At 67.3% G+C, this 26,932-nt stretch carries 32 protein-coding genes; 18 read left to right on the forward strand and 14 right to left on the reverse strand.

Going from position 1 to position 26,932, the window contains the following annotated elements:
• Window positions 1-34: 34 nt before the first annotated feature.
• The 6 genes from SK854_RS30505 to SK854_RS30530 all read right to left on the reverse strand — a co-directional run bounded on the left by SK854_RS30505 (window position 35) and on the right by SK854_RS30530 (window position 5,713).
• A complete protein-coding gene (locus tag SK854_RS30505) occupies window positions 35-991 on the reverse strand; it encodes a hypothetical protein (RefSeq protein ID WP_319978556.1) in 957 nt (318 codons plus the stop codon).
• Between the two features lie 279 nt (window positions 992-1,270).
• On the reverse strand, window positions 1,271-1,468 hold the full coding sequence (locus tag SK854_RS30510) for a ferredoxin (RefSeq protein ID WP_319978557.1): 198 nt from the start codon (window positions 1,466-1,468) through the stop codon (window positions 1,271-1,273).
• Window positions 1,465-2,658, reverse strand: coding sequence for a cytochrome P450 (locus SK854_RS30515; protein ID WP_319978558.1), 1,194 nt, complete (start codon window positions 2,656-2,658; stop codon window positions 1,465-1,467). Before SK854_RS30515 ends, SK854_RS30510 begins: the two co-directional genes overlap by 4 nt.
• A 79-nt stretch (window positions 2,659-2,737) precedes the next feature.
• Window positions 2,738-3,301 carry a TetR/AcrR family transcriptional regulator gene (locus SK854_RS30520; RefSeq protein ID WP_319978559.1) on the reverse strand — a complete coding sequence of 188 codons (564 nt, stop codon included), beginning with the start codon at window positions 3,299-3,301 and terminating at the stop codon, window positions 2,738-2,740.
• 17 nt (window positions 3,302-3,318) lie between these two features.
• Window positions 3,319-5,211 carry a glycosyltransferase gene (locus SK854_RS30525; protein WP_319978560.1) on the reverse strand — a complete coding sequence of 631 codons (1,893 nt, stop codon included), beginning with the start codon at window positions 5,209-5,211 and terminating at the stop codon, window positions 3,319-3,321.
• A gap of 82 nt (window positions 5,212-5,293) precedes the next feature.
• Window positions 5,294-5,713 carry a DUF6542 domain-containing protein gene (locus SK854_RS30530; RefSeq protein ID WP_319978561.1) on the reverse strand — a complete coding sequence of 140 codons (420 nt, stop codon included), beginning with the start codon at window positions 5,711-5,713 and terminating at the stop codon, window positions 5,294-5,296.
• Between the two features lie 34 nt (window positions 5,714-5,747).
• Between SK854_RS30530 and SK854_RS30535 the strand changes: the two genes are divergently transcribed.
• Window positions 5,748-6,815: an LCP family protein gene (locus SK854_RS30535; RefSeq protein ID WP_319978562.1), complete on the forward strand. Its 1,068-nt coding sequence runs from the start codon at window positions 5,748-5,750 to the stop codon at window positions 6,813-6,815.
• On the opposite strand, the gene SK854_RS30540 is transcribed toward SK854_RS30535, so the two are convergent.
• A complete protein-coding gene (locus SK854_RS30540) occupies window positions 6,812-9,058 on the reverse strand; it encodes an ATP-binding protein (protein ID WP_319978563.1) in 2,247 nt (748 codons plus the stop codon). The genes SK854_RS30535 and SK854_RS30540 overlap by 4 nt on opposite strands.
• Before the next feature lie 149 nt (window positions 9,059-9,207).
• Here SK854_RS30540 and SK854_RS30545 point away from each other — a divergent pair, with 149 nt between their 5' ends.
• Window positions 9,208-10,008, forward strand: coding sequence for an STAS domain-containing protein (locus SK854_RS30545; protein WP_406601845.1), 801 nt, complete (start codon window positions 9,208-9,210; stop codon window positions 10,006-10,008).
• 15 nt (window positions 10,009-10,023) lie between these two features.
• Here the strand turns inward: SK854_RS30545 and SK854_RS30550 are convergent, their stop codons facing one another.
• Window positions 10,024-10,278: a hypothetical protein gene (locus SK854_RS30550; protein ID WP_319978565.1), complete on the reverse strand. Its 255-nt coding sequence runs from the start codon at window positions 10,276-10,278 to the stop codon at window positions 10,024-10,026.
• 157 nt (window positions 10,279-10,435) lie between these two features.
• Between SK854_RS30550 and SK854_RS30555 the strand changes: the two genes are divergently transcribed.
• The 6 genes from SK854_RS30555 to SK854_RS30580 all read left to right on the forward strand — a co-directional run bounded on the left by SK854_RS30555 (window position 10,436) and on the right by SK854_RS30580 (window position 14,846).
• On the forward strand, window positions 10,436-11,308 hold the full coding sequence (locus tag SK854_RS30555; protein ID WP_319978566.1) for a hypothetical protein: 873 nt from the start codon (window positions 10,436-10,438) through the stop codon (window positions 11,306-11,308).
• 92 nt (window positions 11,309-11,400) lie between these two features.
• Entirely contained in the window at window positions 11,401-11,763 is a 363-nt protein-coding gene (locus SK854_RS30560; RefSeq protein ID WP_319978567.1) for a hypothetical protein, read from the forward strand.
• A gap of 5 nt (window positions 11,764-11,768) precedes the next feature.
• Complete coding sequence (locus SK854_RS30565) at window positions 11,769-11,891, forward strand: hypothetical protein (RefSeq protein WP_319978568.1); 123 nt, start codon at window positions 11,769-11,771, stop codon at window positions 11,889-11,891.
• A gap of 4 nt (window positions 11,892-11,895) precedes the next feature.
• Complete coding sequence (locus SK854_RS30570) at window positions 11,896-12,567, forward strand: response regulator transcription factor (protein WP_319978569.1); 672 nt, start codon at window positions 11,896-11,898, stop codon at window positions 12,565-12,567.
• Window positions 12,564-13,874 (forward strand): HAMP domain-containing sensor histidine kinase, encoded by a 1,311-nt coding sequence (locus SK854_RS30575; protein WP_319978570.1) that lies wholly within the window; start codon window positions 12,564-12,566, stop codon window positions 13,872-13,874. Before SK854_RS30570 ends, SK854_RS30575 begins: the two co-directional genes overlap by 4 nt.
• Before the next feature lie 18 nt (window positions 13,875-13,892).
• A complete protein-coding gene (locus SK854_RS30580; RefSeq protein WP_319978571.1) occupies window positions 13,893-14,846 on the forward strand; it encodes an HNH endonuclease in 954 nt (317 codons plus the stop codon).
• Here the strand turns inward: SK854_RS30580 and SK854_RS30585 are convergent.
• Together SK854_RS30585 and SK854_RS30590 are read right to left on the reverse strand one after the other, a co-directional pair.
• Window positions 14,824-15,693 carry an exodeoxyribonuclease III gene (locus SK854_RS30585; protein WP_319978689.1) on the reverse strand — a complete coding sequence of 290 codons (870 nt, stop codon included), beginning with the start codon at window positions 15,691-15,693 and terminating at the stop codon, window positions 14,824-14,826. The genes SK854_RS30580 and SK854_RS30585 overlap by 23 nt on opposite strands.
• Window positions 15,694-15,724: 31 nt before the next feature.
• Complete coding sequence (locus SK854_RS30590; RefSeq protein WP_406601846.1) at window positions 15,725-16,837, reverse strand: MFS transporter; 1,113 nt, start codon at window positions 16,835-16,837, stop codon at window positions 15,725-15,727.
• Between the two features lie 75 nt (window positions 16,838-16,912).
• Between SK854_RS30590 and SK854_RS30595 the strand changes: the two genes are divergently transcribed.
• Window positions 16,913-17,644 carry an AraC family transcriptional regulator gene (locus SK854_RS30595; protein WP_319978573.1) on the forward strand — a complete coding sequence of 244 codons (732 nt, stop codon included), beginning with the start codon at window positions 16,913-16,915 and terminating at the stop codon, window positions 17,642-17,644.
• Here SK854_RS30595 and SK854_RS30600 read toward each other — a convergent pair.
• Window positions 17,641-18,342 (reverse strand): SDR family NAD(P)-dependent oxidoreductase, encoded by a 702-nt coding sequence (locus SK854_RS30600; RefSeq protein WP_319978574.1) that lies wholly within the window; start codon window positions 18,340-18,342, stop codon window positions 17,641-17,643. The two genes, SK854_RS30595 and SK854_RS30600, sit on opposite strands and share 4 nt — an antisense overlap.
• Before the next feature lie 110 nt (window positions 18,343-18,452).
• Between SK854_RS30600 and SK854_RS30605 the strand changes: the two genes are divergently transcribed.
• A complete protein-coding gene (locus SK854_RS30605) occupies window positions 18,453-19,010 on the forward strand; it encodes a TetR/AcrR family transcriptional regulator (protein WP_319978575.1) in 558 nt (185 codons plus the stop codon).
• A gap of 750 nt (window positions 19,011-19,760) precedes the next feature.
• On the opposite strand, the gene SK854_RS30610 is transcribed toward SK854_RS30605, so the two are convergent.
• The 3 genes from SK854_RS30610 to SK854_RS30620 all read right to left on the reverse strand — a co-directional run bounded on the left by SK854_RS30610 (window position 19,761) and on the right by SK854_RS30620 (window position 22,669).
• A complete protein-coding gene (locus SK854_RS30610) occupies window positions 19,761-20,528 on the reverse strand; it encodes a DUF3800 domain-containing protein (RefSeq protein ID WP_319978576.1) in 768 nt (255 codons plus the stop codon).
• A 501-nt stretch (window positions 20,529-21,029) separates the two neighbouring features.
• On the reverse strand, window positions 21,030-21,833 hold the full coding sequence (locus SK854_RS30615; protein ID WP_319978577.1) for a protein phosphatase 2C domain-containing protein: 804 nt from the start codon (window positions 21,831-21,833) through the stop codon (window positions 21,030-21,032).
• A complete protein-coding gene (locus SK854_RS30620; RefSeq protein WP_319978578.1) occupies window positions 21,830-22,669 on the reverse strand; it encodes a sigma-70 RNA polymerase sigma factor region 4 domain-containing protein in 840 nt (279 codons plus the stop codon). The genes SK854_RS30615 and SK854_RS30620 overlap by 4 nt, the downstream gene beginning before the upstream one ends.
• A gap of 120 nt (window positions 22,670-22,789) precedes the next feature.
• Between SK854_RS30620 and SK854_RS30625 the strand changes: the two genes are divergently transcribed.
• The 8 genes from SK854_RS30625 (at window position 22,790) to SK854_RS30660 (ending at window position 26,931) form a co-directional block, all read left to right on the forward strand.
• Window positions 22,790-23,155 (forward strand): hypothetical protein, encoded by a 366-nt coding sequence (locus tag SK854_RS30625; RefSeq protein ID WP_319978579.1) that lies wholly within the window; start codon window positions 22,790-22,792, stop codon window positions 23,153-23,155.
• 264 nt (window positions 23,156-23,419) lie between these two features.
• Window positions 23,420-23,719 carry a hypothetical protein gene (locus SK854_RS30630; protein WP_319978580.1) on the forward strand — a complete coding sequence of 100 codons (300 nt, stop codon included), beginning with the start codon at window positions 23,420-23,422 and terminating at the stop codon, window positions 23,717-23,719.
• 6 nt (window positions 23,720-23,725) lie between these two features.
• Complete coding sequence (locus tag SK854_RS30635; protein ID WP_319978581.1) at window positions 23,726-24,121, forward strand: hypothetical protein; 396 nt, start codon at window positions 23,726-23,728, stop codon at window positions 24,119-24,121.
• Window positions 24,122-24,124: 3 nt separating this feature from the next.
• A complete protein-coding gene (locus SK854_RS30640; protein ID WP_319978582.1) occupies window positions 24,125-24,391 on the forward strand; it encodes a hypothetical protein in 267 nt (88 codons plus the stop codon).
• Entirely contained in the window at window positions 24,391-24,606 is a 216-nt protein-coding gene (locus SK854_RS30645; RefSeq protein WP_319978583.1) for a hypothetical protein, read from the forward strand. The genes SK854_RS30640 and SK854_RS30645 overlap by 1 nt, the downstream gene beginning before the upstream one ends.
• 96 nt (window positions 24,607-24,702) lie before the next feature.
• Complete coding sequence (locus SK854_RS30650) at window positions 24,703-26,070, forward strand: FtsK/SpoIIIE domain-containing protein (protein WP_319978584.1); 1,368 nt, start codon at window positions 24,703-24,705, stop codon at window positions 26,068-26,070.
• 46 nt (window positions 26,071-26,116) lie between these two features.
• Entirely contained in the window at window positions 26,117-26,602 is a 486-nt protein-coding gene (locus tag SK854_RS30655) for a hypothetical protein (protein ID WP_319978585.1), read from the forward strand.
• On the forward strand, window positions 26,599-26,931 hold the full coding sequence (locus SK854_RS30660; protein WP_319978586.1) for a WhiB family transcriptional regulator: 333 nt from the start codon (window positions 26,599-26,601) through the stop codon (window positions 26,929-26,931). Before SK854_RS30655 ends, SK854_RS30660 begins: the two co-directional genes overlap by 4 nt.
• The last annotated feature ends 1 nt before the right edge of the window (window position 26,932 follow it).

The raw sequence follows: 26,932 nt of genomic DNA on the forward strand, positions 1-26,932 counted from the left end.
AACCTCTCCTCGGGTCCCGGTGGCGCCTCCAGAGTCAGGCTGCTCCCTGTGACGTCATGAACTTCCCCAGACGTGACGCCAGATCGTCCGCGGCCTCGTTGCCCCGCAACCGTTCCGCCTCCTGCTTCAACGGCCGCATGCGATCCCGGGTGCGGGCCGAGCGGATGGGACCGGACACCGCGATCGCCTGTTCCCCGACCTCGCGCGCGCGTTCGGTCTCGTTCCGCACCAGGTAGTTCATCGCCAGCGCGGCCAGCCGGAACGACTGGCTGCGCGACGTTTCCTCTCCCCCGGTGGAAATGGCCCTGGTGAGCAGCGGGATCGCCGTCCGCGCGTACTTCACGTCGCAGGTGCGCGCGAGTTCGGTGTGCACCATGCCGCCGATGGACACCAGGTCGGCGAGGTCGAAGAACCGCGCCCACGGCGGCGCGTCCTCCGCGACGGACTGTCCGAACTCGTCCTCGGCACGCGCGAACTGGCGCAGCGCCTGCCTTTCCGCGCCCATCTTCGCGAACGCCCACGCCTCGTTGGCGTGCAGGATCGACACGGCCAACGTGGACCCGCTGGCCTGCGCGATGGGCAGACCTCGTTGGAACGAGGACAAAGCGTCCTCGGCGAGCTCGTAGTGCAGGTGCACGCGGCCCATCCGGTAGTGGATGTTCGCCTCCAGCGCGGTGTTGCCGGACGCGCGCGCGAGGCCCATCGCACGGCCGAAGTGCAGGTGCGCGGACTCCAGCAGTCCCATGTCGAACGACGCCCAGCCGGCCAGGTTGTGCAGGTCCGCGATGGCCACCTGGAGGCGGTGCAGGACCTGTCCGCCGGAGCCGCTGTCGAGCAGCGGGTTCGCCCAGTTCAGCAATGCGACGCAAGCGTCCCGGCAGGCGCCGCCGCCGTATTCGTGGTCGAGTGCCCGCAGCGCATTTGTCAGAGTTTCGACATGCCGCACGTCGGTCTTGTCCACGCGAGCCGGAAAAGCATCGCTGCTGAACATAGGTTGGCCCTCCTGACGTGCGCCGCGCACCCGTTGTGCAGATACCCGTTACACACCGCCGGTATTCACCGCGCCGCCGCCACCATCCCTCTGTAGGGCCTGGTCGGGAAGGGTCTTTGGACTCTCCCGGGACACGTCGGCGCGGCCACCACAACGCCGTGGTGGCCGCGCCTACGATTTCGGACGGCCGTGGTGATCGGAAAGGGGCCAACAAGGTGTCAGCATCGCCGAACTGAATCCATTTCCGGTAATTGCTCCTCACCGGAACGGCCGATCAAGTCACTCTTCCAGGCTCACCACCTGAGCGGGACACCTGTCCACCGCGTCACGAACGCCCGGCAGCAGCTCCGCGGGCGGTTCGGCGACCAGCACGACGCCGATCCCGTCGTCATCCGACTGATCGAACACGTCCGGTGCGGCGAGCACGCACTGGCCCGATCCGATGCACTTCGTCTGGTCTATCCGGACTGTCGTCACCAGACCACCGGAATCTCGGCCGCGCCGTAGGTGATCATGTCGTTGCGGTAGTTCATGTCCGTCACGGGCACGGCGGGCCGCAGGTTCGGGAACCGTTCGAACAGCGACCGCAGCCCGATCTGCAGCTCCGCGCGAGCGAGGTTGGCGCCGAGGCACTGGTGCGGCCCGAAGCCGAACCCCAGGTGCGACACGGCGTCCCGGTCCAGGTCGAGCTCCTCGGCCCGCGGGCAGAGCTCCTCGTCGAGGTTCGCGATGAGCGACACGCTCACCCAGTCCCCCGCCCTGATCAGCACGCCGTCGACCTCGACGTCCTCGGTGGCCCTGCGGGTCAGACCGGCGCCGCCGAGCTGACCGACCGTGTACCGCATCAGCTCCTCGACCACCACGTCGGCGCGGCTCGGGTCCCGCCGGAGGATCTCCAGCTGGTCGGGCTTCTCGAACAGGTGCAGCGTGAACAGGCCGAGGAAGTTCGACGTGGTCTCGTGCCCGGCCGCCAGCAGGCCGATGCAGAGGAAGATCAGCTCGTCCATGCTGAAGTCGGTGTCGTTGGCCATCAGGCCGATCATGTCGTCGTTCGTGCCGGCCGCCTTCTTCTCCGCGACGATCGGCGCGAGCACCTCGGCGAGCTTGGTGGCGTGCGCGAGGTACTCGTCCTTCGACCCGTTCTTGCCGAAGAGGTCACCGGCCGTGGCCTGGAACAGCTCCTGGTGCTCCGGCGGCACGCCCAGCAGCTCGGCGATCACCAGCGACGGCAGCGGCAGGCACAGTGAGGTGACCAGGTCGGCGGGAGCGCCCTTGGCCTCCATCACGTCGAGGTGCTCGTCGACGATCTGCTGGATGCGCGGACGCAGCTCGTTCATGCGCTTGACCATGAAGCCGCGCGAGAGAGGACGGCGCAACCGCATGTGCTCGGCGCCGTCGATGCCGTTGATGTTGCCCGGCTGGTCGGGGTCGAGCACGGTCTCGCCCTCGTCGGTGCGCATCTCGGGATGGCCGCCCTTGCGCGTGATGAACCGCGAGTCGGACAGCACCTGCCGGACACCGGCGTAGCTGGACACGACCCACGCCTCGACGCCGTTGGGCCAGAGCATCTTCACCGGTCCGTCGCCGACGGCCTCGGGAAAGCCGGTCGGCGGCTGCAGCGGGTGGTCGCGCTCGTGCGGGACCGGGCAGACGGCAGTGTCGGTCACGGGAAATCCCCCTCAACAGAACAGAACTGTTCTTTTGAATCCATGACCGAACGTAGCGCAACGACTACGATCTGACGAGTTATTTGGTCCGAAATGTACTGATCAACGGTCTCAGCAGGCCGTCGACGATGCCGTCGATCACGCCCGGTTCCTCGGACCGCAGGACGAACGTCGAGATCAGCGCGGTGATGAGGATGTCGGCGTCGAGCCGCTCCGGCAGCTCGCCGCGCGCCTTCGCCCGGTCCACGGCGACCCGGAGGTGCTCGGTGTAGGCGCGGTCGACGTGCTCCTCGCGCAGGCACGCGAGATCGGCGTCCTGGCGGCTGCCCTCGAGCAGTCCGAGGAAGATCCCGGCGGTGTCGAACGGCATCGGCTCGCCCCACGCCAGCAGGATCTGGCGGACGTCCTCGGCGAACGTCCCCTCGTCCGGCTGCGGCAACTGGGGCAGGTTCGCCTTCAGCGCGTCCGTGATGAGCCGCGCCTTGGACGGCCAGCGCTGGTAGAGACTCGCCTTGCTGGCCCGCGCCCTGCCCGCCACCAGGTCCATGTTGAACCGGGCGTACCCGACCTCGGCCAGCACTCCGAGCACGGCGGCGAAGACCTCCTGCTGACGCGCCGGTGCGTCCAAAGGCGTGCGACCCAACGCCTGCCTCCCGTGACTCAGGTGACGTGCACCGTACCGCCGGGCGCATCCGCCAGCCGACCCGTGCGCCGCACCGACATCCACCGCAGCTGCGTGCCGTGCACCGCCGTGATCAACGACTGGATCACCACGACGTACATCAGCTGCCGGTACACGACCTGTTGCAGCGGATAAGCCCACAACGGCTTGAGCGACTCGCCGTCGAGCCTCAGCGCGTAGCCCGCGCTCGCCGTCTGGACCAGCAGGAACACCATCCACACGATCAACGCGAGCGGTGCGTCCGCGACGAGGAACCCGTACAGCACGAAGAGGTCCATCACCGGTGCGAGCAACGGCAGCAGCAGATGGAACGCCAGCAGGTAGAGGATGCCGAACCGGCCCATCGGCCCGTTCTCCACCAACGCGCCGCGGTGCTTCCACATCGCCTGAAAAGTGCCGTACGACCAGCGATAACGCTGCTTGAACAAGCCGTGGACGGTCGCCGGTGCCTCGGTCCAGGCCTTGGCCTCCGGACGGTAGGCGACCCGCCAGCCCGCGCGCGTGACGGCCATCGTGAGGTCCGTGTCCTCGGCCAGCGTGTCGTCGCTGACGCCGCCGACGTCGACGAGCGCGGCCCTGCGGAACGCCCCGACCGCGCCCGGCACCGTCGGGATGCAGCGCAGCGCGTGCAGGATCTGCCGGTCCAGGTTGGACCCCGCGCAGTACTCCAGGTGCTGCCAGCGTCCGAGCAGGCCCTGCCGGTTGCCGACCTTCGCGTTGCCGGAGACCGCGCCGACACCGTTGTCCGCGAACGGCTGCACGAGCTGGCCGACCGTGTCCGGTTCGAAGATCGTGTCGCCGTCCACCAGCACCAGCACGTCGTGCGTCGCCTCGCGGATGCCCGCGTTCAGCGCCGCAGGCTTGCCCTGGTTGGTCTGCCTGATCACGGTGACGCCGGGCAGGTCCAGCTCCTCGGCGACGTCCGCGGTGCCGTCCGTCGAGCCGTCGTCCACGACGATCACCTCGACGTCGGCGAGGTGGTTGTTCCCGGCGATGGACCTGACGGTGGCGACGATGTTCAGCACCTCGTTGAACGCCGGGACGACCACCGAGACCGGCGGCGCGAACCACGGCGGCGGCTCCTCCTCGCTCTCGCGCCGCAGCCGGCGGTCGGTGTGCGCGAGGCCGAGTTGCATGAGGGTGCGCAGCAGGCCGAGCAAAGCGGCGATCGCGATGGCCGTGCCGAACAGCACGAGCACGACGCCGCCGTTGCGCTGCGACCACGTGGTGACCGCGCCGGTGAACCGTTCGCGCGCGGAGGCCGCGACCGGCTGCTCGTCGCTGATCAGCACGAACCGGTAGCCGGGCTGTTTCGCGAGCTCACGGGCGATGTCGCCGCCGATGCTGCCGTCGTCGTGCAGCCTGACGACGCCGCCCTTCTCCCGCAACGCCGTTCGGACCAGGGTGCCGATGTCCTGGTACTCGCGGTCACCGCTGTCGACCTCGGCCGGGGCGCCGACCAGTCGCGTGTGGACTCCCAGCGCGTCGGCGAGCGCGGCCTGGGCGAAGGCGAGGTTGAGCGAACTGGCGAGATCACCCTCGGCGCGGAAGCCGTCGAGGCCGATCCGGTGTCCCTCGGCGACGATCCGGCGTGCCACGTCGGGGTGGCGGGTGACCTGGGCGCCGGTGACGTAGAAGGTCGCCTTGATGCCGGCGGCCCGCAGCCTCTCCAGGGTGCGCGGCGTCCACTTCGGGTCGGGGCCGCCGTGGAACGCCAGTGCGAGCGTGCCGTCGGGCAGTTCCCGGTGCTCCCCGGCGATCCGCGCGGGTCCGGGCTTGATCGCGGCGTAGGCGTGGAACGACACCACGCCCATCAGCACGAGCAGCCCGAGCAGGATCGAGATCCAGTGCAACCGCGGCGTGTGCTTCACCACGCTCCCAGCAGCGTGCCGCCCACGACCGCGGCGAACAGGATCAGTCCACTCGCGACGGTCCAGCTGACGAGTCTCGCCGCTACCCGTCTACCGCCGTTTCTGTCGACGAAGACCTGCATTTGCTTCTTCCCCCAATGAAAACGCGGACGACCACGACCACCAGTGCCGCGACGACCGCCGCCGCCATCCACGGAAACCCGTTCACCAGCCACGGGATCGCGTCCGCGGCGAACTCCTTGCTGCTCCCCCACGGCGGGTACCTCTTCGACTGCCGTTCCCAGGCCGCGTTGCCCACCGCGACGACGACGAAAACGAGAGGTGGCGCCGGTGCCACCGTCCACAACCCGATGCGACGAACCAGTGCCGAGGCCACGACCGTGCCGCCCACCAGCCACACGCCGAAGGCCCAGCCGATGTCGCCCCCGTCCACCCAGACCCCCGTCTGCGTGAACACCGCCAGCATCGCGAGCGCGGCGAGACTGGGCAGTTGAACCCCCATGAGCACCTAGAATAGTTCAGGGGGTGTCCTGTTCATGCAATCAGGTGGTGGCTATCACCGCACGGTCTTTCTCGTTCTGACGCGCACCGCCTGGCTGGCCCTGAGCGCGGTCCTGCTCGCCGCCTCGGCGTTCGCCTGGTCCACTGTGTCCACCCTCTCGACCGGCGTCGAGCGGTCCTACGCGATCCCGGACGACGCGCCCCGGTCGGAGTCCGGCCGCAACATCCTGATCATGGGCCTGACCACGAGGCTGGACCTGCACGGCGAACCGCTGCCCGACGACGTGCTGCGGCGCATGCAGGCGGGCGAGAGCGACCGCGGCGGCTACAACGCGAACACGTTGATCCTGTTGCACATCCCCGTTTCCGGGCCCGCGGTGGCGATGTCCGTGCCGCGTGACAACCTCGTGCCGCTGACCTCGGGCGGCGAGGGCAAGATCAAGGAGGCCTACGGCCGGGCCAAGATCGTCGAGGAGGACCGGCTGCGCGAGGCCGGCACGCACGACAAGCGGGAGCTGGAACGCGCCGGGCGTGAGGCGGGGCGCAGGGCGCAGGTGCAGACGGTGTCGGCGTTCCTGAGCCAGCCGATCGACCACCTCGTGGAGATCTCGCTGATCGGGTTCTTCCACATCGCCGAGGGGCTCGGCGGCGTGGACGTGTGCCTGCGCAACGCGGCGAAGGACCCGTTGTCCGGCGCGGACTTCCCGGCGGGGCCGCAGCACCTCGACGCGGGCCAGGCGCTGTCGTTCGTGCGGCAGCGGCACGGTCTGCCGAACGGCGACCTGGACCGCACGCGACGGCAGCAGGCGTTCCTGTCGGCCGTGACGAAGCGACTCAAGGGGGCGGACGTCACCGCCGTGCAGGCGATGATCGACATGGCGAAGCAGGACGTCGTGCTGGACGCGCGGTTCGACCTGGTCGAGTTCGCCGGGAACATCCCCTCCGAGGTGCGGTTCGACACGCTGCCGATCGAGGGCGGCGCGCACCTGGGCGGGCTCGACGTGAACAAGGTGGACCAGGCCAAGGTGCGGGCGAAGGTGACCGAACTGGCCACGGCCCCACCGCCCCCGCCGCCGAACGACGGCATTCCGTGCATCGACTAGCTGCGTCGTTCGGTGACCCAGGTGGCGATCTGCGCGCGTGAGGTGAAGCCGAGCTTCTGCAGGATCCGCTCCACGTGCCCCTCGGCGGTCCGCCGCGCGATCACCAGTCTGGCCGCGATCTCCTTGTTCGACTTGCCGCCGGCGATGAGGTCGGCGACCTGCTGCTCGCGGCGGGTCAGCGGGGTCAGGGTCACGGCCGGAGCCGGGTCCTCGGCCTGTTCCTCGCCGATGGCGAACGCGATGGCGTCCTCCAGCCGGAGGTCCATGCCCTTGCGGAACATCTCCCGGAACTCGTGCTCGCCGAGCGCGGCGACCGTCGCCGACTCGCACTCGCCGTGCGGGGTGCCGAAGTAGCGCGACCCGAACATCGGATAGCCCACCGACTGCCAGATCTCGTTGGTGGCGCCCAGCAACGTGGCCGCGCGCACCGCGTCCCCCTGCGAGGCGGAGATCCAGGCCAGCACCTCTATCGCGAGCACGATGCCCAGCAGGTCGTGGAACGAGCGCTTCATCCGCAGGCACTCCCGGCCGAGCCGGTCGGCGCGCACGAAGTCACCGCTGACCCACGCGCACAGGGCCAGCCCGTAGACCGCGTACGCCTGCGCCCACAGCTCACCGTGTTCCTCGCCGACGGCCTTGGCCTCGACGCAGAGCCGTTCCGCGGCGGCGAAGTCGTGCTGGAACGTCGCGGAGATCGCCAGTTCGACGCCGGCGAGCATGGTGTGGCTGTTGACCGTGCCCTGGCCCTGGTAGAGGCGCATGGCCTCCTCGAACAGGCTGTCCGCGAGGTCCAGGTCGTCGCCGATCAGATGCGTGCAACCGAGACGGTGGGTAGCGTAGGCCAGCGCGGGACCGTCACCGGACGCGACGGCGTACTCGCGACACTCGTCCAGCATCCGCGTCGACGCGGGCAGATCTCCCTGCAACGTCGACACATAACCGTTGACCCACAACGCCTTGGCCCGCAAGGGGCCGGGTTTCGCGCTCGCCACGGCGCGGTCGAGCCAGTGGCGGCCCTCGCCGAGCATGCCGCAGCCCGCCCAGTAGAACCACAGCGTGCTGGCCAGGTGCACGCAGTGGTCGGTGTCTTGGTCGAAGCAGAAGTCCAGGGCGGACCGCAGATTCGGGTGTTCCAGGCGTGTCAGCGAGAAGATCTGCGGCTGGGCGGGACCGAACCACTCCCGCTCGCGCCGCTCGGCCCACTCGATGAAGTGGTCGCGGTGCCGTTCGCGCAACACCTGCTCGCGGCCGGCGTCGCGCAGCTTCTCCAGGCCGTACTGGCGCAACGGCTCCAGCAGCCGGAACCGGGTGCCGGACGGGTGCTGCTCCGACACCACCACCGACTTGTCGACCAGGCCCATCAGCGAGTGCATGACCTGCTCGGGCGCGACGCCGTCACCGGAGCAGACCCGTTCCGCCGCCTCCAGGTCGAACGTGCCGGAGAACACCGACGCCCGCGCCCACAGGATCTGCTCGGGCCGCGTGCACAGGTGGAAACTCCAGTCGACCGCGGCGTGCAGCGTCTGGTGGCGCGGATCGCCGCCGCGCTTGCCGTCCCCGAGCACCCGGAAGGTGTTGTCCAATCTGGACGACAAGTGGTCAAGGCTCAACACGCGCAGGCGCACCGCGGCCAGCTCGATGGCCAACGGGATCCCACCGAGCAGGGCGCAGATCCTGCTGACCTCGGCGTGGTTGCGCGCGGTGAGGACGAATCCGGGTTCGACGGCGGCGGCCCGTTCGGCGAACAGCGCCAGCGCCGGCTCCTGCGGCAGCGGCGTTACCTGGTGGAGGTGCTCGCCGTCGACTCCGAGGCGTTCCCTGCTCGTGACCAGCACCCGCAGGCCGGGAACCCCGCGCAGCAACGCGTCCACGAGGTCGGCGACGGCCCCGACGACGTGCTCGCAGTTGTCCAGGACCATCAGCATCTGCCGGTCGTGCAAGTGTTCGATCAGAACGGTGCGGTGCATGCGGACCGTGTCGTTGTGCACGCCCAGCTGTTCCAGAACGGTGTGCACGACCAGTTCCAGGTCGGTGACGCCACCCAGTTCGACGAACCACACCCCGTCGCGGAACGCCCTGCTCGTCTCGGCGGCAGCACGCAACGCCAGCCGTGTCTTGCCGACGCCACCGACACCCGTAAGAGTGACGAGGCGCGACTCGGACAGCAGCCTTCGCACCTCGGCGACGTCGTGCTTGCGGCCGACGAAAGTAGTTGTGTCAGCAGGCAAATTGCCTCTGCGCACTGGGGAAAGCGAACCGCCCACAGCCGCACCCTAGGTCGGTGCGATCTCCCGCTGCAACGCGGTCCCCCGGAGGCACCAACGCCGAAACACGGGTAGTTACCCCCTAGGTCCCATGCGGTGACCCCATCAGGCTTGGGGGCTTGGGGAACGTGCCTGTGGGAGGGGACAGGATCGTGGCCGGTGACAGCCTCGGGGTGGACGTCCGGGAGCAGAACGGCGTGCTCGTCGTCCGGCTCAGCGGGCAACTCGACTGGACGACGTACATGCGCGCGCAGGACGTGCTGCTCGACTGCGCGACCAAGGAACTCGTCGGCGTCGTGGTGGAGCTGGACGATCTCGTCGCCGAGTCGCCCGCGCTGCTCGTGCTGTTCGACGTCGTGTGGCTGTCCGCGGCGCGCTGGCCGGGCATCTCGCTGAGCCTCGTCGTGAGTGATCACCGGCTGCGGTCGACGCTGGAGTCACGCGGTCTCCCCCGGCACATCCCGCTGTACTCGACGACGCCGGAAGCGCTGGCCTCGGTGGTGCGGCTCAGGCACGAGGACCGGGTGGACGCGCAACTGCCGTCGTGCCGCTGCCTGCCGCACGTGGCCGAGCGCATCACCGAACGCGCCTGCGAACGGTGGGGCGTCCAGTCGTTGCTCGACGTGGCGCCGCAGGTGGCCGTGGAGCTCGTGTCGCACATCGAGGACGACAGCCCTCTCGCGCTGCTGCTGCGCATGCGCGGCGACAAGATGTCCGTTGCCGTGCGCACGACCGCACGCTTCGACCTCAAGCAGTGGCACGTCATGCGGCACAACATCGCGTCCATCGCCGTCTGCAACTTCACCATGGGCGAGACTCCGGCCGGTGGCGGCCGGCACATCATCTGGGCGTTGCTCGACGTGCCGGAGGACAGCCAGCGGCCTCCGAGCCATCTCCCGGAGGCCGCCGTCTTCACCCACCAGGCTTAGTTCTTCCGGGTCGTTCTACCGCGTGTGCGTTCCGGCGTTCATCGCCGCGATGCTCGTCCGGTAGGCCCGGACGAACTGGCGATTCGCCGCGGTGTCCGGCGGTGAGGCCACGCACTGGTGCAACCAGCAGCGATGCCGGCCACACGTCACCCGGGCTTCAGGGTCGAGGCCGAGCTCCTCAGCCAGGTCTTCGGCGTTGAGAACCGCCGTCAGCGTCGTGTCCACGACCTCGCAGGAGGTCACCAGCCGCAGATGCGCACGTCGCCTCATAAGGCACAGAATGCTCGCACCGGCCAGAGCAGGTATACCCGGATTTATACCTGCTCAATCACTTCTTCCGCAGGATTCCATTCGACTCCGGCCCCCTTCTCAGCAGGTCGCACACGCCCTACGCTCGGATTCCAACGGCGGCGCAGAGGTGTACTCCATGGCGGATCCTGCGTACTTCCCTCCTCCGCACTCCAGCCGCATCGGCACGAGCGATGTGGAGCAACTGGAGGCGCAGACCCGTTCGCTGCGCTCGGTCGACTACCAGTACGGCGGAGGGGCGTGCCGCGACGCCGTCGTCGTGCGGATCTATTGGGCGCAACAGCTTCTGACCGCCGAAGCCTCGGACACCGTGCGGGCGCGCCTGCTGTCCGCCGTCGCGGATCTGCACAACCTGGCCGGGTGGACGTCGTTCGACTGCGGTCAGGTCGGGGCCGCCTACCACCATTTCGACCGTGCGCTGGATTTGGCGCGTCACGACGAAGACCTGACGACCAACATCGTTTACCGGCGTGGACGCGTGCATCTGCATCACGGCGCACCGGGCGATGCGCTGGCTTACTTCCAGAGGGGTGCTTTCGCGCCGTTGGCGTCGAGCGTCATGTATTTGAACGAGGCCTGGGCGTACGCGCGCCAAAGCCGTTCCGCCGAGGCGTTGCGCGCGCTGGGCAAGGCGCACGACTCGTTCGCGTCCGCGGACCCTGCTCGCGCGCCGGACTGGGTGCGGTTCCACGACGAGACGGACCTGACCGCGATGACCGGCACGATCCACGCCGAGCTCGGTGACACCCGGCTGGCGATTCCGGCGTTGTCGTCGGCGATCGAGGGGTTCGGGCCGGCGATGACGCGCAGCAGGACGTTCTGCCTGATCACGCTGGCCTCGTGCCACTTCCTCGACGGCGACCTCGACGAGGGGCAGGCCGTGGGGCTGCGGGCGGTGAGCGCGGCGGAGGAACTGCGGTCGGAACGGGTGTGGGACCGGTTGCGGCCGATGGCGCAGGCGGCGGCAACGCGCGGGATCTCCCTGCGTTGACGTCGCCGGGCTCACGTTGCCGGGGTGATCTTTGCAGAACCCGAACATTCGGCGGACCGTGCTCTGATCGTGAGCGGTCATCGTTCTGTGCCATGAACATTTCGCGAATCGGTGGGCTCGTGCTCGGGATGCTGCTGCTGGGCGCGGGGACCGCGTCGGCGCAGGAACCGATCACGATCAGCCCGGAGAAGGTGCAGCAGATCTGCTCGAACCGCGTGCCTCGCGTCGAGGCCAAGGTCAAGGCGCTGACCGACAAGATCAACGGCAGTCCGGAGACCCTGGGCTCGAAGAAGTGGATCGAGCAGAAGGCCGCCGACGCCCGCAAGGCCGGTAACACGGCCCGCGCGGACGTCCTCGACGCGCGGCTGAAGCTGCGGGACGCGCAGCTCGTGAAGCTGGCGAAGGCCGGCGAGCGCGTCGCCAAGTTCAAGTCCGAGCACTGCGGGTCCAAGTGAGGTGGGTGGCGGCTCTGGTTCTGCTGGTGTCCCTGACGGCGTGCCGGGGTGAGGCGCCGGTGTCGGACCTCGATGATGTGGAATCAACGCTGAACAGCATCGAGTCGGACATCAACCAGCCGGGGTGAACGCGTGGAACGTGGCCTGGTGCTCGTCGTGGAGGACGAACCGGCGATCGCCGAACTCGTCGCGCTGTACCTGAGACGCGACGGCTTCGGCGTGCACCTGGAGTCCGCGGGGGACGCGGCACTGGCCGCGGTCCGGTCGCTGTCGCCCGTGGCGGTCGTGCTCGACGTCGGCCTGCCCGTGCTGAACGGCATCGAGGTCTGCCGGGCCATGCGCGCCGCCGGTGACTGGACGCCGGTGCTGTTCGTGACGGCCCGAGACGACGAGGTGGACCGCTTGCTCGGGTTGGAACTGGGCGCCGACGACTACATCACCAAGCCCTTCAGTCCACGCGAACTGGCTCTGCGCGTGCGCACGGTCCTGCGTCGCTCGTCCGGCCCAGCGCCGGACGTTGTGCAGGTGGGTTCCGTACGGCTCGACATCGGCGAACGGCGAGCGTTCGCCGGTGCTGACGAGGTGTCGTTGACGTCGACGGAGTTCGGGCTGCTTTCGTACCTGATGAAGAATCCACGTCAGGTGTTCTCACGCGAGCAGCTCCTGTCCGCCGTGTGGGGCTACTCGTCCGTGGCCGGCACCCGAACCGTCGACGTCCACATAGCCCAGCTACGAGCCAAGTTCGGTTCGTCAAGTCCAATTCGGACAGTGCGCGGCGTCGGCTACTCGGCGGACGCGTCGTGAACCTCGCCGGCCGGATCGCGTTGCTGTGCCTGGGAGTCGCGTTCGTGGCCGTGGCCGTCGCCGGTTTCGTGTCGCTGCGCCTGGTGCTCTCGACCTCGCAACAGGTGAGCCGCGAGTTCCTGCGCTCCCAGGCCGACGTGGTGGCGGGCCAGATCTCGAACAACCGCGTGGAACAGATCCTGGAGGGCCAGGACATCGCGATCGTCCGGATCACCGCCGCCGGCGACGTCACGGGCGCCGATCGCGCCGCGGTCCGCGCGGTCCGCGCCGTCGACTACCGCGAGGTGCTGTCAGGTTCTCCTGTGTCCGGGGTGAGCGGCCGTCTGAACGTGGAAGCCCGTCCGTCGGGGGCGGGCGGCTTCGCCCTGGTCCAGGAGACCGAGACCACCGGCACCTACCGCAAACTGGTCCGCAACGTCCTCGGCGCCCTGGGCATAGGCCTGGCCGTGGCCTGCCTCGCGGGCCTCGCCCTGGGCACGTTCCTGGCCCGCCCGCTACGCCGAGTCGCCTCCGTGGCCCACGCGATGAGCGCGGGCCGCCGCGACCTCCGAGTCCCCGTGGCCGGCACCCACGAACTGGCCGAGGTCAGCACGGCCGTCAACTCGCTCGCGGATGCGTTGCAACGCAGCGAATCCCGCCAACGCGACTTCCTGCTCTCCGTCTCCCATGAACTCCGCACCCCGCTCACCGCCGTGACGGGCTTCGCGGAATCCCTGGCGGACGGCGTCGTCTCCGGCGCCCAGGTAGCCCCGGTGGGCACCGTGATCCTGGAAGAGTCCCGCCGCCTGGACCGCCTGGTCACCGACCTGCTCGACCTCGCCCGACTGGGCGCAGACGACTTCCGGCTGGACATGGCGACCGTGTCCCTGGAACCCGTCGTCCGCACGGCAGCCGAGGTGTGGCACGCCCGCTGTCACGCCCGAGGCGTGAACTTCTCTCTTGAGGTGTCCGCCTCGCCGGTCGTGCAGGCCGATGCACGGCGCCTGCGTCAGGTCATCGACGGCCTGATGGAGAACGCCCTGCGCGTCACCCCAGCCGGACGTCCCGTCGTGCTCGCGTTGTCGTCCGTGCTGGAGGTGCGGGACGGCGGCCCTGGCTTGGCCGCCGAGGACTACGCCGTGGCGTTCGATCGCGGGGTGCTGCACGCGCGGTACCAGGACTCTCGGCCTGTTGGGACCGGTGTCGGGCTCGCGCTGGTGCACGGGCTGGTGACGCGGATGGGTGGAACGATCACGGCCGGGCCCGCCGCGGAGGGCGGGGCGGCCTTCACTGTGACGCTGCCACCGCCCGCTAACACGATCGGTTGATGTTGCGATCAGTCCACCATGGGGGACACGACCGCTTGGCTGGTGTTGGCGGCAGGCGATGACCGCTCACGGGCGAGCAACGACGGTTACGACGACTTCCCGTCGTCTCACTACAGCTGGGACGACAAGGTCCCGAACCACGCGGGTCCACAGCCCGGCCATGTGATCGTGCTGCGGGACAAGCACCGACTTCTCGGCGCCTCGGTCATCGAGTCGATCGCGGAGGGCACGGGCGAGAAGGCCACCTATCGCTGCGGGAAGTGCGGCAGCTCCAAGGTCGAGCCACGCGCCACCGTGCTTCCTCCGATCAAGTGCTACAGCAAGGGGTGCGGCGCGGAGTTCGACCAGCTGCCGCCCATCGTGGTCGACGTCGTCACCTACCGCACCAAGCACGACGTGGACTGGATGGACCTGTACGACCGGATGAGCAGCAAGCAGCTCCGCGAGCTCTCCCTGCGACCGAAGTCCCAGCACAGCATCCGCGAGCTCGACTACGACCGCTTCCGCGCTGCGATCGACTCGGTCCCCGCACCGACCACCCTGAACCGGATCGAGGCTGCGGCGAAGTACCTGACCAGCGGTCACCGGAAGGCCTATGTGCGGGTGCGCGTCGGCCAGGAGGCGTTCCGCGGCGACCTGTTGCTCAGGTACGGCAACGAGTGCGCGTTCACCGGGAGCGCCCCGCCCGCGGCGCTGGAGGCGGCGCACCTCTACAGCTACGCCGAAACCGGTGTCCACCACGCGGACGGCGGGTTCCTGATGCGTCGCGACATCCACCGGCTCTTCGACGAAGGCCTGCTGGCGGTGCATCCGAACACCCTGCACATCGACGTGCATCCGAACCTGGCGGGCTACCCCGAGTACGCCAGGTTCCACGACAAGCCCCTGCACCCGACGCCGACCGAGGGACAGCGCGAGTGGCTGCGCAGGCACTGGGAACAGATGCGGCCTACTTCGCCTGCGGCAGCTTGACCTTCTTCTTCGAACCCGGCGAGGACGGCGGCGGCACCACGGGCCCGATGTCCCCGTCCGGTGCCTCGTCCAGGTCCACGATCACCGGCGCGTGGTCGCTCGGCCCGGTCCCCTTGCGGGCGTGCCGGTCGATCCAGGCGGCCTTGGCCCGCGGCGCGACGGAGCTGGACGCGAGGATCAGGTCGATTCGCATGCCGAGGTCGCGGTGGAACATGCCGGCCCGGTAGTCCCAGTAGCTGAAGATCCGCTCCGACGGCCACCGGTCGCGCACGACGTCGTGGAACCCCAACGCTTCGATGGCCTGCAAGGCGGCGCGTTCGGGTTCGGTGACGTGGGTCTGGCCGATGTAGGCCTCGGGGTCGAACAGGTCGGCGTCGGCCGGCGCGATGTTGATGTCGCCGCACACCAGCGCGTCAGCGGGGCCTGCCTCCAGCACGTCGCGCAGTGCGGCGAGCCATTCGAGCTTGTACTTGTAGTGGTCCGACTCGGGCTCACGGCCGTTCGGCACGTACAGCGAGTGGACGCGCACGCCGCCGCACGTCGCAGCTACGGCGCGGGCCTCGACGTGCGGGAAACCCGGTGCGCCGGCTACGCCTACCGCTACGTCCTCCAGGCCCACGCGGGAGAGGAGGGCCACGCCGTTCCACTGGGTTTCGCCGAACAGCGCCACCTCGTAGCCGCGTTCCTTCAGGGCGTCTCCGAGCAGGGCGGTGAAGGCGTCGTCGGCCAGCTTCGTCTCCTGCAGGCACACGACGTCCGGCTGTCGCTGGTCGAGCCACGGCAGCAGGCGGGGCACGCGTTGCTTGACGGAGTTCACGTTCCAGGTCGCCACTCGCACGCGCTCCACGGTAGTCATCGCGGCTAGAGCCCGCATCGAGCTACACGCGCACAGGTGATCGCAAACCGCGTGCGGCCACCCACGCGACGATGGGCAGCACGACGAGAGACAGTAGACCCCACTGGAGGTTGGTGGCGCTCGCAACCACACCGACCACCGGCGATCCCAGCCCGCCGACGCTGACCGCGAGACCTAGCGTGACGCCGCTGGCGGTGCCGAGACGGTTGGGCAGGTAGTCCTGGCCGAGGGTGACGTGCAGCGAGAACGGCACGTACAACGCCACGGCCGTGAGCGCGACCATCACGTAGACAAGTGGACCGGGCACCAACGCGACACCCGCGACGGCAGGTATCGCGGCCGCGTAGGACACCCGCAGAACCCGGACGCGCCCGAACCGCCCGGCCAGCACGCCGCCGAGCAACGTGCTGGCGGCACCGGCCCCGAACAGCACGACCAACGCCGCCGCACCGGCCGCCGGACCACCGCCGACCCGTTGCGTCACCCAGATCGCGAGGAACGTGCCGAGCCCGAACGTCACCATCGACCGCGCGACGATCACCGCCGTCAACCGGCCGAACTGACCCCAGTCGTCCCGGCCCGCCGCCACCGGGACCGCGGCCGAAGCGCCGTGCACGCCGCGCAGTGCCGCGAACGTCAGCACGCCTCCCACCAGTGCGGGAACGGCGAGCAACGGGCTCCACGCGAGCCCGCCGAACGCCAACACCGGCGTGACGAGCACCGGTCCCAGCGCGAACCCGACGTTGCCGCCCACCGCGAACCAACTCATGCCGACGTGACTGTCCTGCGCGACGCGGCGCGCGAGACGAGCAGCCTCCGGGTGGTACGCGGCGACGCCGAGACCGGACAACGCGATCGCGAGCCACGTGAGGACGTACGAGTCGCTCAGCCCGGACAACCCGATGCCCACGCCCGCCAGCGCCATGCCCACGGGAACCAGCCACGGCATGGGCCGCCGGTCGGTCAGCACCCCGAACAACGGCTGCACGACCGACGACAACAGCGTCGCGGCGACCGTGATGCCGGCCGCCGCGAGGTAGCTGTACCCGCGTTCGAGCACGAAGAACGGCACGACGGCCGGCACGGCGCCCTGGTAGAGGTCGTCCACCGCGTGACCGGCGACGAGGACCGCCATCCGTCGGCGAGAGTTGTTCACGCACCGATCGTGGCCCCGTCCGGTACGTTCGCGATTCCGATATTCTGCCGATGTATGTCGAATTCTCGCCATCTGCCGGCGGCGCCGACCACGAGCCGCGACCTGGCAGCCGCCAGTGGTGTCAGCGCGCACTGGCACGACGAACACCAGATCGTCTACGCCAGCCGCGGCGTCGTGGCCGTGCACACCGAGACGTCGAGATGGATCGCGCCCGCACACCGTGCGTTGTGGATCCCGTCCGGCGCCGTGCACTCGCACCGCGCGTACGGCGTCACACGGCTGCACTTCCTCGGACTCACGCAGAACCCGTTGAAGCTCCACGAGCCGACAGCTCTCGCAGTCTCACCACTGCTCAGAGAACTGCTGATCACCTACACAGAGCTCACCGACCGAGAAACCCCTGCGGGCAAACGAATGCGCTCGGTGCTGCTCGACCAACTCGCCACCGCGACCGAACAACCCGTGCGTGTCCCCGCCGCCCACGACCCCAGACTCGCGGCGGTCTGCGCGACGCTCGAGACCGACCCCTCGGACTCACGCGGTCTCGAAGCGCTAGGACGGGAGGCCGGCGCCAGCGGCAGGACGCTCACCAGGCTGTTCCGCGAGGAGATGGGCATGACCTTCCCCCAGTGGCGCACACAACTGCGGCTCTACCACGCATTGCGCCTGCTCGCCGAGGGTCAGCCCGTCACCGCTGTGGCCCTGCGATGCGGATTCGCGGCCGCGAGCGCGTTCATCGACGTCTTCCGCCGCTCGCTCGGCCACACCCCCGGTTCGTACCTCTAGAGAACGTTGAACACCTCCTCCGCGCGGTCCCGCTTCACGAACATCTGCCACGCGGTCTCGGCGATGTCGTCCGGGTCGAGGGTGTGCCCGGCCAGACCCCCGAACTGCTCGGGCCTGGACTCGACCATCTTGTGGATGTCACCCCGTTCGACGACGCCGCCGATGGTGAGCGTGCCCGCGTAGGCGCCCTTGTCCGCCAGGGCCGCGTTGAGCGTCAGCGCGTAGTTCCGCAGCGCGGCCGACGACAACGCGAGAGCGCCGAGAATCGGCAGTGGCACCACCGAGCTCAGCCCGCCGGCGAACAGCAGCCCGCCTCCGCGCTCGACCACGGACGGCAGCACGTGCTGCGTGACGTCGATCGCCGGGTAGAGCCAGTCCATGGCAGCACGCGCCTCGTCGGACGTGGTCGCCGTGATCTCACCGGGCATGTCGTTCAGGTCGGTGGCACCCGGCCCGTAGTAGGCGACGTCGACCGGCCCGATCGAGTCCAAAGCGGATGAAAGCTGGGCACGATCACGCACGTCGGCCGCGAACGCCCGCGCTTTCACCCCCGCCTCGGCAAGCGAGGCCAGGTAGCCCTCGTGCCGCTGGGCGCTGCGCGAGACCAGCACCACGTCGTAGCCCTCGCGACCGAACCGATGCGCGATGGACATGCCGAGCCCGGGACCGACCCCGAGCACAACTGCGGTGGGAGACATGGGTTTCGTCCTTCCGAACGCTAATTCGAGGCAACCCTCGACTTACCGGACCGACGCTACCACAAAACTTGAGGGCACCCTCGACTTAACCCACGAGTAGGATCCCGCCCATGGTCACCGCGTCGAAGCCCCTGCGTGCGGACGCGGCACGCAACCGGGAGAAGCTGCTGGCAGCCGCCACCCAGCTGTTCGCGGAACGCGGCCTCGACGTCCCCATGGAACACATCGCACGCCGCGCGGAAGTCAGCATCGGCACGCTCTACAAGCACTTCCCGACCCGCCAGGACCTGGTGTCGGCGATCTTCCCGGAGCGCCTCGCCGCCCTCGACGTGATCGGCGAGAAGGCCCTGGCGGACCAGGACCCGTGGCACGCGTTCGTCGGCTACCTCGAAGACCTCTACGCACTACAGGCAGAAGACCGCGGACTCAACGACATCCTCGCCCGCGACCTCCCGAACGCCCCGGAAGTCGTCTCAGCCTGCCATCGCGGCGCGGGCCACTCCGAGATCCTGATCACGCGCGCCATCGCCGGCGGCGGCCTGCGTCCTGATTTCTCGATCACGGACATGGCCACGCTGACCAGGGCCATGGCCCAGGTGATCCGCGATTCCCCCGGCGAGTGGCGCCGCTTCCTGTCGATCTACGTCGACGGCCTGCGCACGCCGTAGTTCTTGCGGGGTGCCGTGGGCCGGGTTGGCGCCAGTGCGGCCGGACGGCGACATGGACAGACGATCAAGCCTGGATCTTCGAGGAGCCCCGTTGTGCTGGTAGTTCTAGTGGGGAAGGTGGGGCTCGAACCCACGACCTGACGGATAAGACGTGACCTCTGCGGACGCCTGCCGTCCCCTGCCGATACCTAGGTTTACCTGCGGCGATCCGGCCTCACGGTTGCTGTTCCGAACCGCTGGCAGTGGATGTTTTCCGTCATTACGTGAGGGAAAAGCGTGGAGATGATCACGCGCTCGCAACCACGCGACATCGAGGGCAAGCCTGTGGGCTGGTCGATGCCCCCAAGGCATCGAGCTGTCCATAGGCGCGGCAGCCGAGCGCCCTGGCCACCGGAACAAGCTACCCTTTGGCGCTCGTACCGACTATCACCACAACTCGGGACAGCTTGAGCTAAGGATCTGAGCACTCACTAAGCGCTGCTGACATCAAGGCGCGGCCCGCTCCAGCCTGGCATGCACTGCCGCTTGGCGATCGGACGCAGATGATGCCACTCTAGCGAAGGAAAGACAGATGGCCCGATCAGAAGACCGGGCCATCCGAAGCAAACGGGCTATAGGCCAGAGGCCCACACCCGACGTAACAGACAGTACCCACAGCAGCTGTGGGTGTCAACTGGCGGTTGTCATCCAGTGGGTGTCAACCGCTGACTGACATCTTCAAGCGTCAACCAGCGGCTGCGTCTGCGAGTGTCAACCAGAGGTCATGCCCGGCACTGCAACGCCCTGACCTGCACTGGGACCAACGCCGCCATGACTATAGATAGCAACGCTGTGACTTGCGTTACGCCAACCGCCAAGGCATGACGTCGTGCCCATCGCTTGGCGTACATGCGCAGCAAGTTGCCCCTTAGGGCTTGTCGGGGATGCGAGACCTGCGCTCGCGCGAAACTCAAACGCTACAGCTGACGTCAAAAGATCAACAAGCTGCAGTCCGTCGGAAGACTTTGAGTCCAATCGAACAACGGAAACCAGACCTAGACCTCGTACGCGCTTATTTACCCTGAGGCGAAGATCTTCCTCGAAGAGGATCGAATCAGGGGTCGAGTAGTTATCGGCCATTAGCGACATGATTTCCTGCGGATGCAGGGAGGCCACAACCAGCTGCTCTGCAAGCTTCGAATATGCATCCCACGTAGACCCGAATCGGGCCACAGGGTCAGCAACGTGACGGTCCGCCACAAAGCAAAAGAACTCTACATCTCCGTGACTAAGACATTCATCTGCTACGGTTTTATAGAGGTCCAGCATGCCTTTTGTGGTATCGGTGAACTTAATTTCCTTGTACCAGTGCTTGCGGTCGCGGAGCTTTTGAATTCGCCTAAGCACGCGTGACGGCTCGGTCGACTTGAGCAATCCCACCGCAAAATACTGGTCACGAGAGATGGCGCCGGTCTCATCTAAGAACCCTGCACAACACGGATGATCGCGTCGTATCAAGCGTTTCTGGCCCGCTGGCATCGGCTGATGTTACAGGCTGAGGTATCGGCAGTCGACTACCTAGCTAAGGGGTCTCGCACCATCCCGTATGACCTGGCTCGCCCCAACCACGCGCGTCAAGGGGGCACCTGCCGCAAAGGCGAGAGCACGCGCTGGGACGGCCCCCTTGACGCGTGTGGTTGCCCTCGGGGAGGTCATACGGGATGGTGCGAGACCCGATCCACGCTGGAACGCAATGGTGCCGGCACTCCCCCGCACCATTTTGGAGACCTGCCCGTCCGGCGAGGACATGCTTTGAAGTCTCCGCGGTTCCCTGTGGGGGTCGCTGGCCGTTCCTGTCCGACAACGGTCGACCTGCGCGCATGCCTCGCCCGCCGCGCTCGGACGCCGGAGGCGGCCTTGGGCGCGGCGGAGAAAGAGGCGCGTAGGTCTGCCGTTGTCGGATGGGCACCAACGGCCAGCGGCCCCCGCAGGGGGCCGCCTTGATGAAGAAAAGAAACTCTGAACACGTAGACGATCGAGCTACTGCCGGGTCCAGGTCACAAGAACCTTGTCGTCGTGCTGCTTGGCTCGGGGCAAAAACTTCGCCGTAGGATCCTCGAACTGCTCCCAGTCGTGGAGCCGCTGTAGTAGCTCCGCAAGCTCATGATCTTGCATGTGAGCAACAGATTCCCACCGCAGACCTAGATGGTCTATGACTCTCTGCGCTCCATCTGTCGCGAGAACGCACCAAGCAACTTCGCTCGTCTCGAACTGACAACAGACTGCCTGCTGTGCAGCCTCCGGGTCAGTCTCTGCAATCCAGTAACCGTCAGGGATGTTCCTATGGCGACGTTCGTGGTGCTGTAGCTCTCCGAGCAGCGAACGATGCTCGTCGTCATACCCCGATCCGTTCTGCAGACGTTCCCGATAGCGGTGCCTGATTTCGGTTGCGGTGCGGGAGAGTCGATCATCTGAGATCCGGTGTGTGGTGCCATCGTTGGTCTTCACGACTGCGGTGCTGTCGCCTAGTGCTAGCACTTCCAGCCGCTCTGCCTGTTCGCGGGCCAGCAGCACTGTGGATGATGGACTAGCTCCAGGGCGGAGGTCGAGCTCATCAGATACCACTCGGATTGCTGTCCCAAGCACGGTGCGAAGGTCTCCGCCCTCAGCAATCCGAGAAGCAATCTCGCGCAACAGGAAGTCGACGTACCTGGATGCATCAGCCGTGCCAGGCGTGAAGCTGGAAGCTCCATCTAGGACGATCGCAGCCGTTCTCGTGGCGTCCCAACGATCCTGCCCCCGTCCGGAGCCTCCGGGAAGCATCGCTCCACGGAAAGGCATCATGCCCACTTCCTCGGCGGCACAAGGACATCGATACTCGTCGGGGTGAGTCCATCGAACTCGGTTGTGACGGCCATGCTGAACTCACTGTCTCCGAATTCGGCGAACAGCTCGGAGAGGTTCTTGGTGACGTAGTGCGCCGCGCCGATCGAGCCAGCGGCGTGAAGGCCAGCGATATGCACGATGACGTGGTTACCCAGCTTGCGGCGGGCTATGTAGGCGTGGTCGGCTTTGCGAGGGTTAGCCGCGTCCATCGGAGACAGGAACTTCTCACCCGTTACCTCGTCGGTGATGTACCACTGGACGTTGTCACCGATCGACATGCGCAACACAGGGTCGGCGGACATGAGCTTGTGCCCGATGTGAGCGGAAGCGGGTCCACAGATCACCACAGCATCGCCGGCAGGCTCCCACTCCTCACGAGGATCGATCACTACGCGCTCGTTGATCACGAAAGAGAGCTTCTCCAACTCGCCTGTGAGGTGCGCGCCTGTTGCATCGTCTGGACCTGCGATCACGAGGTCTTCTCGCTCGCGGATGATCCGACCGGGGAGGGCTAGAGAGATCGGTCCGACTCCGAAGAAGGCACGCTCCGGCCCAGGCGCGGAGCTGCGGATCTGAGTGACGCGCCCTTTGGTGATGCCCAGCTTTGACGCGATGTCCGTATAGCTCATGTCGAGATGCCGATGAGCTTCCTCGATGGCAGCTCGACGTAGCCGAGCAAGCTCAGTGGCGCGCTGCTGGTAGAGCGTGATCAGCTCGCTCGCGCGCTGACCTCGCCTGATGGGGTCCGGATCTGCGCGTACAGCGTCGAACTCATCGGCACCCGACGTCGTCATGGTCGTAGTTTAGTCCCCCTTGACACCTGCCGTCGTCGGGCGTAGCTTGTGTTTAGACCCCCTCAACTTCCAGATCGAGGGCGACCGAGAAGTTTAGGCCCCCTACACAAGGAGCTACTAATGGCACTGCGCAACATCCCCGTCGTGTTCGAGGCTTACCGACTGCTGGTCACTGAGGCGCCGACGATCAAGATGCGCAAGGACGAGAAGACGGGCGAGTTCGTCCCGGCGACCGATTTCAGGGGCGTCCAGCAGTTCCAGGTGTCGGTATTCGCCAAGCCACTCCCGAACGATGAGGGCTACCAGGGCAAGGGCGAAGAGCTCAAGGTCACGATGTCGGTTGACCCCGGCGACGACATCACTGAGGGCATGTACGTCTCGTTGATCTCGCCCACGGTCTCGATGTGGCAGAACGACATGGGCGCGGGCCTGTCGTTCAAGGCTGAGGGCATCGTCCCTGCCGCTGCGGTGCGCTCCGTGGCCTGATCGTCCACTGTGCTCGGTTGCCCTGCCCGGTTTTGGCCGGTCGCCCGTTTCGAGTCGGGCCAGGGTGCGGAAATCCACGTTTTGCCAGGGGACTGGCCTGCAGCCCGTTCGAGTCGGGCATAGAAACGCGCGATTACGTCCTTTGAGAACTCCACAGTGTGTTGAGCCATGCCAAAAACGCGCCGGTTTGTTCGGCGGTGTCAGGGCCGTGCACAACGTTCCTGACATCTGCCGTGCATTCCGTGAGCAGAGAGGTTTGGGTTCATGGCAAAGACGAACGGAATCGTTTTGGTGATTGACCGTGCTCGTGGCGGTCAGCCCTACGTGATCGCGACGGACTTTCGCCGGATGTACCGACGAATTTCATCAACGGAAATGGAAGGTTTGCCGATTTGGGAGGCTCGGTTAGTGGCCCATCTGCTGGAGACGGGCGAGTTCGAGCGTGACTCGAAGATCCTCAACCTGACCTGTGACGGGCACACGAACCGCGTGGTCGGTCTCGTAGCACCACGACGGATCGACGTCGAGGTGAAGCCCGGTTCTAGCTTCAACAAGAGGCGGTGACGTGCGGTGAGCACTGACCTGTTCGGGAACGAGGTCGAGCCCGCTGCCACGTCGACGGTCGCTGCCCGGCCTGCGGTCAACGACCTGAGGACGGTGACCGAGGTACTCAATCGCGCAGTGAGCGACTGCGGCTACATGGTCGCGAGCACATCGCGCACCGTGTTTCGCCGCGTCGATAAGGAGAAGATTTCTCGGGTGCCGGCATGGGAGTCGAACGCGGTTGTGCAGCTGGTCGACAACGGTCAACTCACGATTGGCGGCACTCACCTGTTGCGCTGCGGCGCGGTGCGTCAACCGGTCCGCTCGGTGTTGGTGCCGAAACCGACAAGGTTGATGTTGTCGCGGTGGAACGCGCTCAAGCCGCTCGGCAATTCGATGTCATCTGAGAAGAAAGGTGCATGACGCATGGTCAGTCAGACGTATAACGCGATCGCGATCAGGCGGTACGCCATGTTCGTCGATTGCATCAACTTCGCTACCGAGCAGCTCGGTCCGCTGGAGGCGCTGATCAACCGGATGAAGCCGGGTAACGCTCTGCCCGGTGAGTGGCGGGTTCCCAAGGTCGACGAGTTGCGGGCGCAGTTGTCCAAGGCCCGTAAGGACCTGGAGCAGTTGAAGGCACACGCGGTCAAGTACGAAATCGAGCTGAAGTCTCGTGAGTGGAGGGTCTGATGTCCAACCAGCTCAACAACGCCCTGGAGGGCATGAATAAGGCGATGTCCGCACTGCGGGTCTCGATCCGTGGCATCCCGGTCCGCCGCGAGGGGTTCAAGGCCCACCACGACGAGTTCGCGCGGTCGGTGGCCACGTTGACCACCCACATGTCCTACGCCCGCGTGCTGCTCGATGAAGAGGCTGCGGCACGGCGCAAGCGTCGCCGCAAGTGAAGTCCAGTTCGTCACCTGTTCTCCACGCAACGGCCGATCACCCCACACGGGTTGATCGGCCGTTGCTGTTCTCTCACAACACTTTCGGAGGTTCCAATGTCCAAGCGTTCCCGCGGTAAGTCTGATCGTTCGCAGGGCGTCGAGTTCGCGGCGGTGGTGTGGGCGGCACGTCACCCCGGTTCGGTCGTCGCTCCCTCCGCGCTGCTGGCGTCGCTGTCCCAGCTCGGCTCCACCACGACCGGCGCGGTTCTCGGCGGTGCTGCCGTGGGTCTGGGTGCCTGGTACCGGGCTCACCCGGACACCTTCGACACCTACGCGGCCCCGGTGCTGCGGTCGTGGCGTCGTCGCTGGGCCGGCGCATACACCGGTCGCAGCTGGTCAGACCTGATGGGCTCGTGCAACCTGACGCGAACACACCCCCGTACCGGGCAAATCCTGGTGCCTCGGGTGATCCGGGTGCGGTCGTGGTCGTCCTCGGTGGACACGGTGCGGGTGCGGCTGGTGCACGGCATGTCGTTCAAAGCATTCGTGGACGCTACCGATGACCTGGCTGACACCCTCAAAGCCGAAAGGGTCGCGGTCGAACGCGCGGCACCCGGTGAGGTGGTGCTGATCGTCCAGCGTGACGAGCCGTTCGCCCACATCATCCCCTCACCGGAACTCGCGGAGGACGTGGCCGACGTCGACCCGATGTCGCTCTACGTGGGTGAGGACGAGTTCGGCCACGAGTACCGCGAACCGCTGTACGGCACGCACTTCCTCAGGGCGGGTGAGACCGGCTCGGGTAAGAACTCGTTGCCGGCACAACGCCTGCGGGCCGCTGCTCCGCTGATCCGGGCCGGTCTGGTCCGTCCGTGGGTGATCGACCCGAAGATGATGGAGTGGAGCTGGCTCAAGCCGATCCTTGACGGCCGTTACGCCGACAACCCCGGTGACGGTCTGGAGCTGCTGAACGACTTCGTGGCGAACATGGAGCGCAAGCAGAAGCGCATGCAACGCGCCAAGCTGCGTAAGGCTCCGTTGAGCCCCGAGTTCCCGATCGACTGGCTGATCTTCGACGAGATCGGCTACACGATGGCCTACCAACCCGACTTCGCGCACGCGATCTGCGGTCAGACGGCGATCGTGGCCTCGACCGGCCGCACCACCCACGACGTGATCGAGGCGTTGGTGCAGGAGCCCACCAAGGACACCGTGCCGGTCCGCGAACTGCTGCCTCACCGCGTATGCCTGCGGGTCTCCAGCTCCAGCCACCCCGACATGGTCCTGGGTGACGGCATGCGGGCACGCGGCGCTGTCGCCGACGAACTTCCCCAGGGTGAGGAGTACGCCGGCATCGGCTTCGCCCGCGCACCCAAGACCCGCCAGCCGCGCCGAATCCGCATCGCCTACACCGACGACGCGCAGTGCTCCGAGCTGGTGTCGTTCGTCAAGTCGCCGACCACGCTCCGCGCCGTCTCTTAAGCACTCGCCACTGTCCACTTCGAACCTCATGGGAGGTCTACTCGCCATGCCCGCCAACGAAAACCGCTCACTCGACCGCATCCTGAGGACGGTCCGCGGACACATCCGCACCTACAACCTGCCCCGCCCGGACCGGCTGGTCATCTCCACCCGGTCCCGCTCGGTGCACGCCGAGTTCGCCTCCGGTACGGCGGTCGACCGGTTCGCGGCCGTGCTGCTGTGGACGGCCACCCTGCACGGCACCGAGTTCGGCCTGACCTACGGCGCTCGTGACGAGATCCGCCTGGCCGCGACCGGCCGAACCGGTGCGGGCATCGGAATCGGCCTGGCCTGCTCGGGCTCGGTGTTCGAGCTGGGCGGCACCGTTGAGGAACACGACGGCTTCAACGGCTGGACGCACCGCTTCGCCACCCTGCCCGGCCTGCCCACCCTCGCTGAAGCCCGTACGGACCTCGCTTCGTTCGACGAACTCGCCACCCTCGTGGCGTCGGCCCGCTCGGTCACTCCGGTCGCTGCGGAGGTGGCTGCGTGAACCCCACCGACCACCTCGGCTACGTCGGCACGCGCGCCCTGATGCTCGCCCTGTTCGGCCCCTCCGGCACCCCGCCCGCCTGGCGCGCTGACGCCGCGTGCGCGGGCAAGGACACCGAACTGTTCTTCACCACCAACACCACGGCTCATGCCCTGGACGTGTGCTCCGACTGCCCGGTCATCGCGCAGTGCCGCGCCGATCACTTCGAGTGGGAGAGCCGCACCCGCTCCCGCCGCTTCTACTCCTCTGGCGTCGTCGCCGGCACCACCGGATCCGAACGCAACCAGTCCTACTACCCGCGCACCACCACCCGGAAGGAAGTCGCCTGAT

This window comes from Lentzea sokolovensis (assembly GCF_033949975.1).
Classification (GTDB): Bacteria; Actinomycetota; Actinomycetes; order Mycobacteriales; family Pseudonocardiaceae; genus Lentzea; species Lentzea sokolovensis.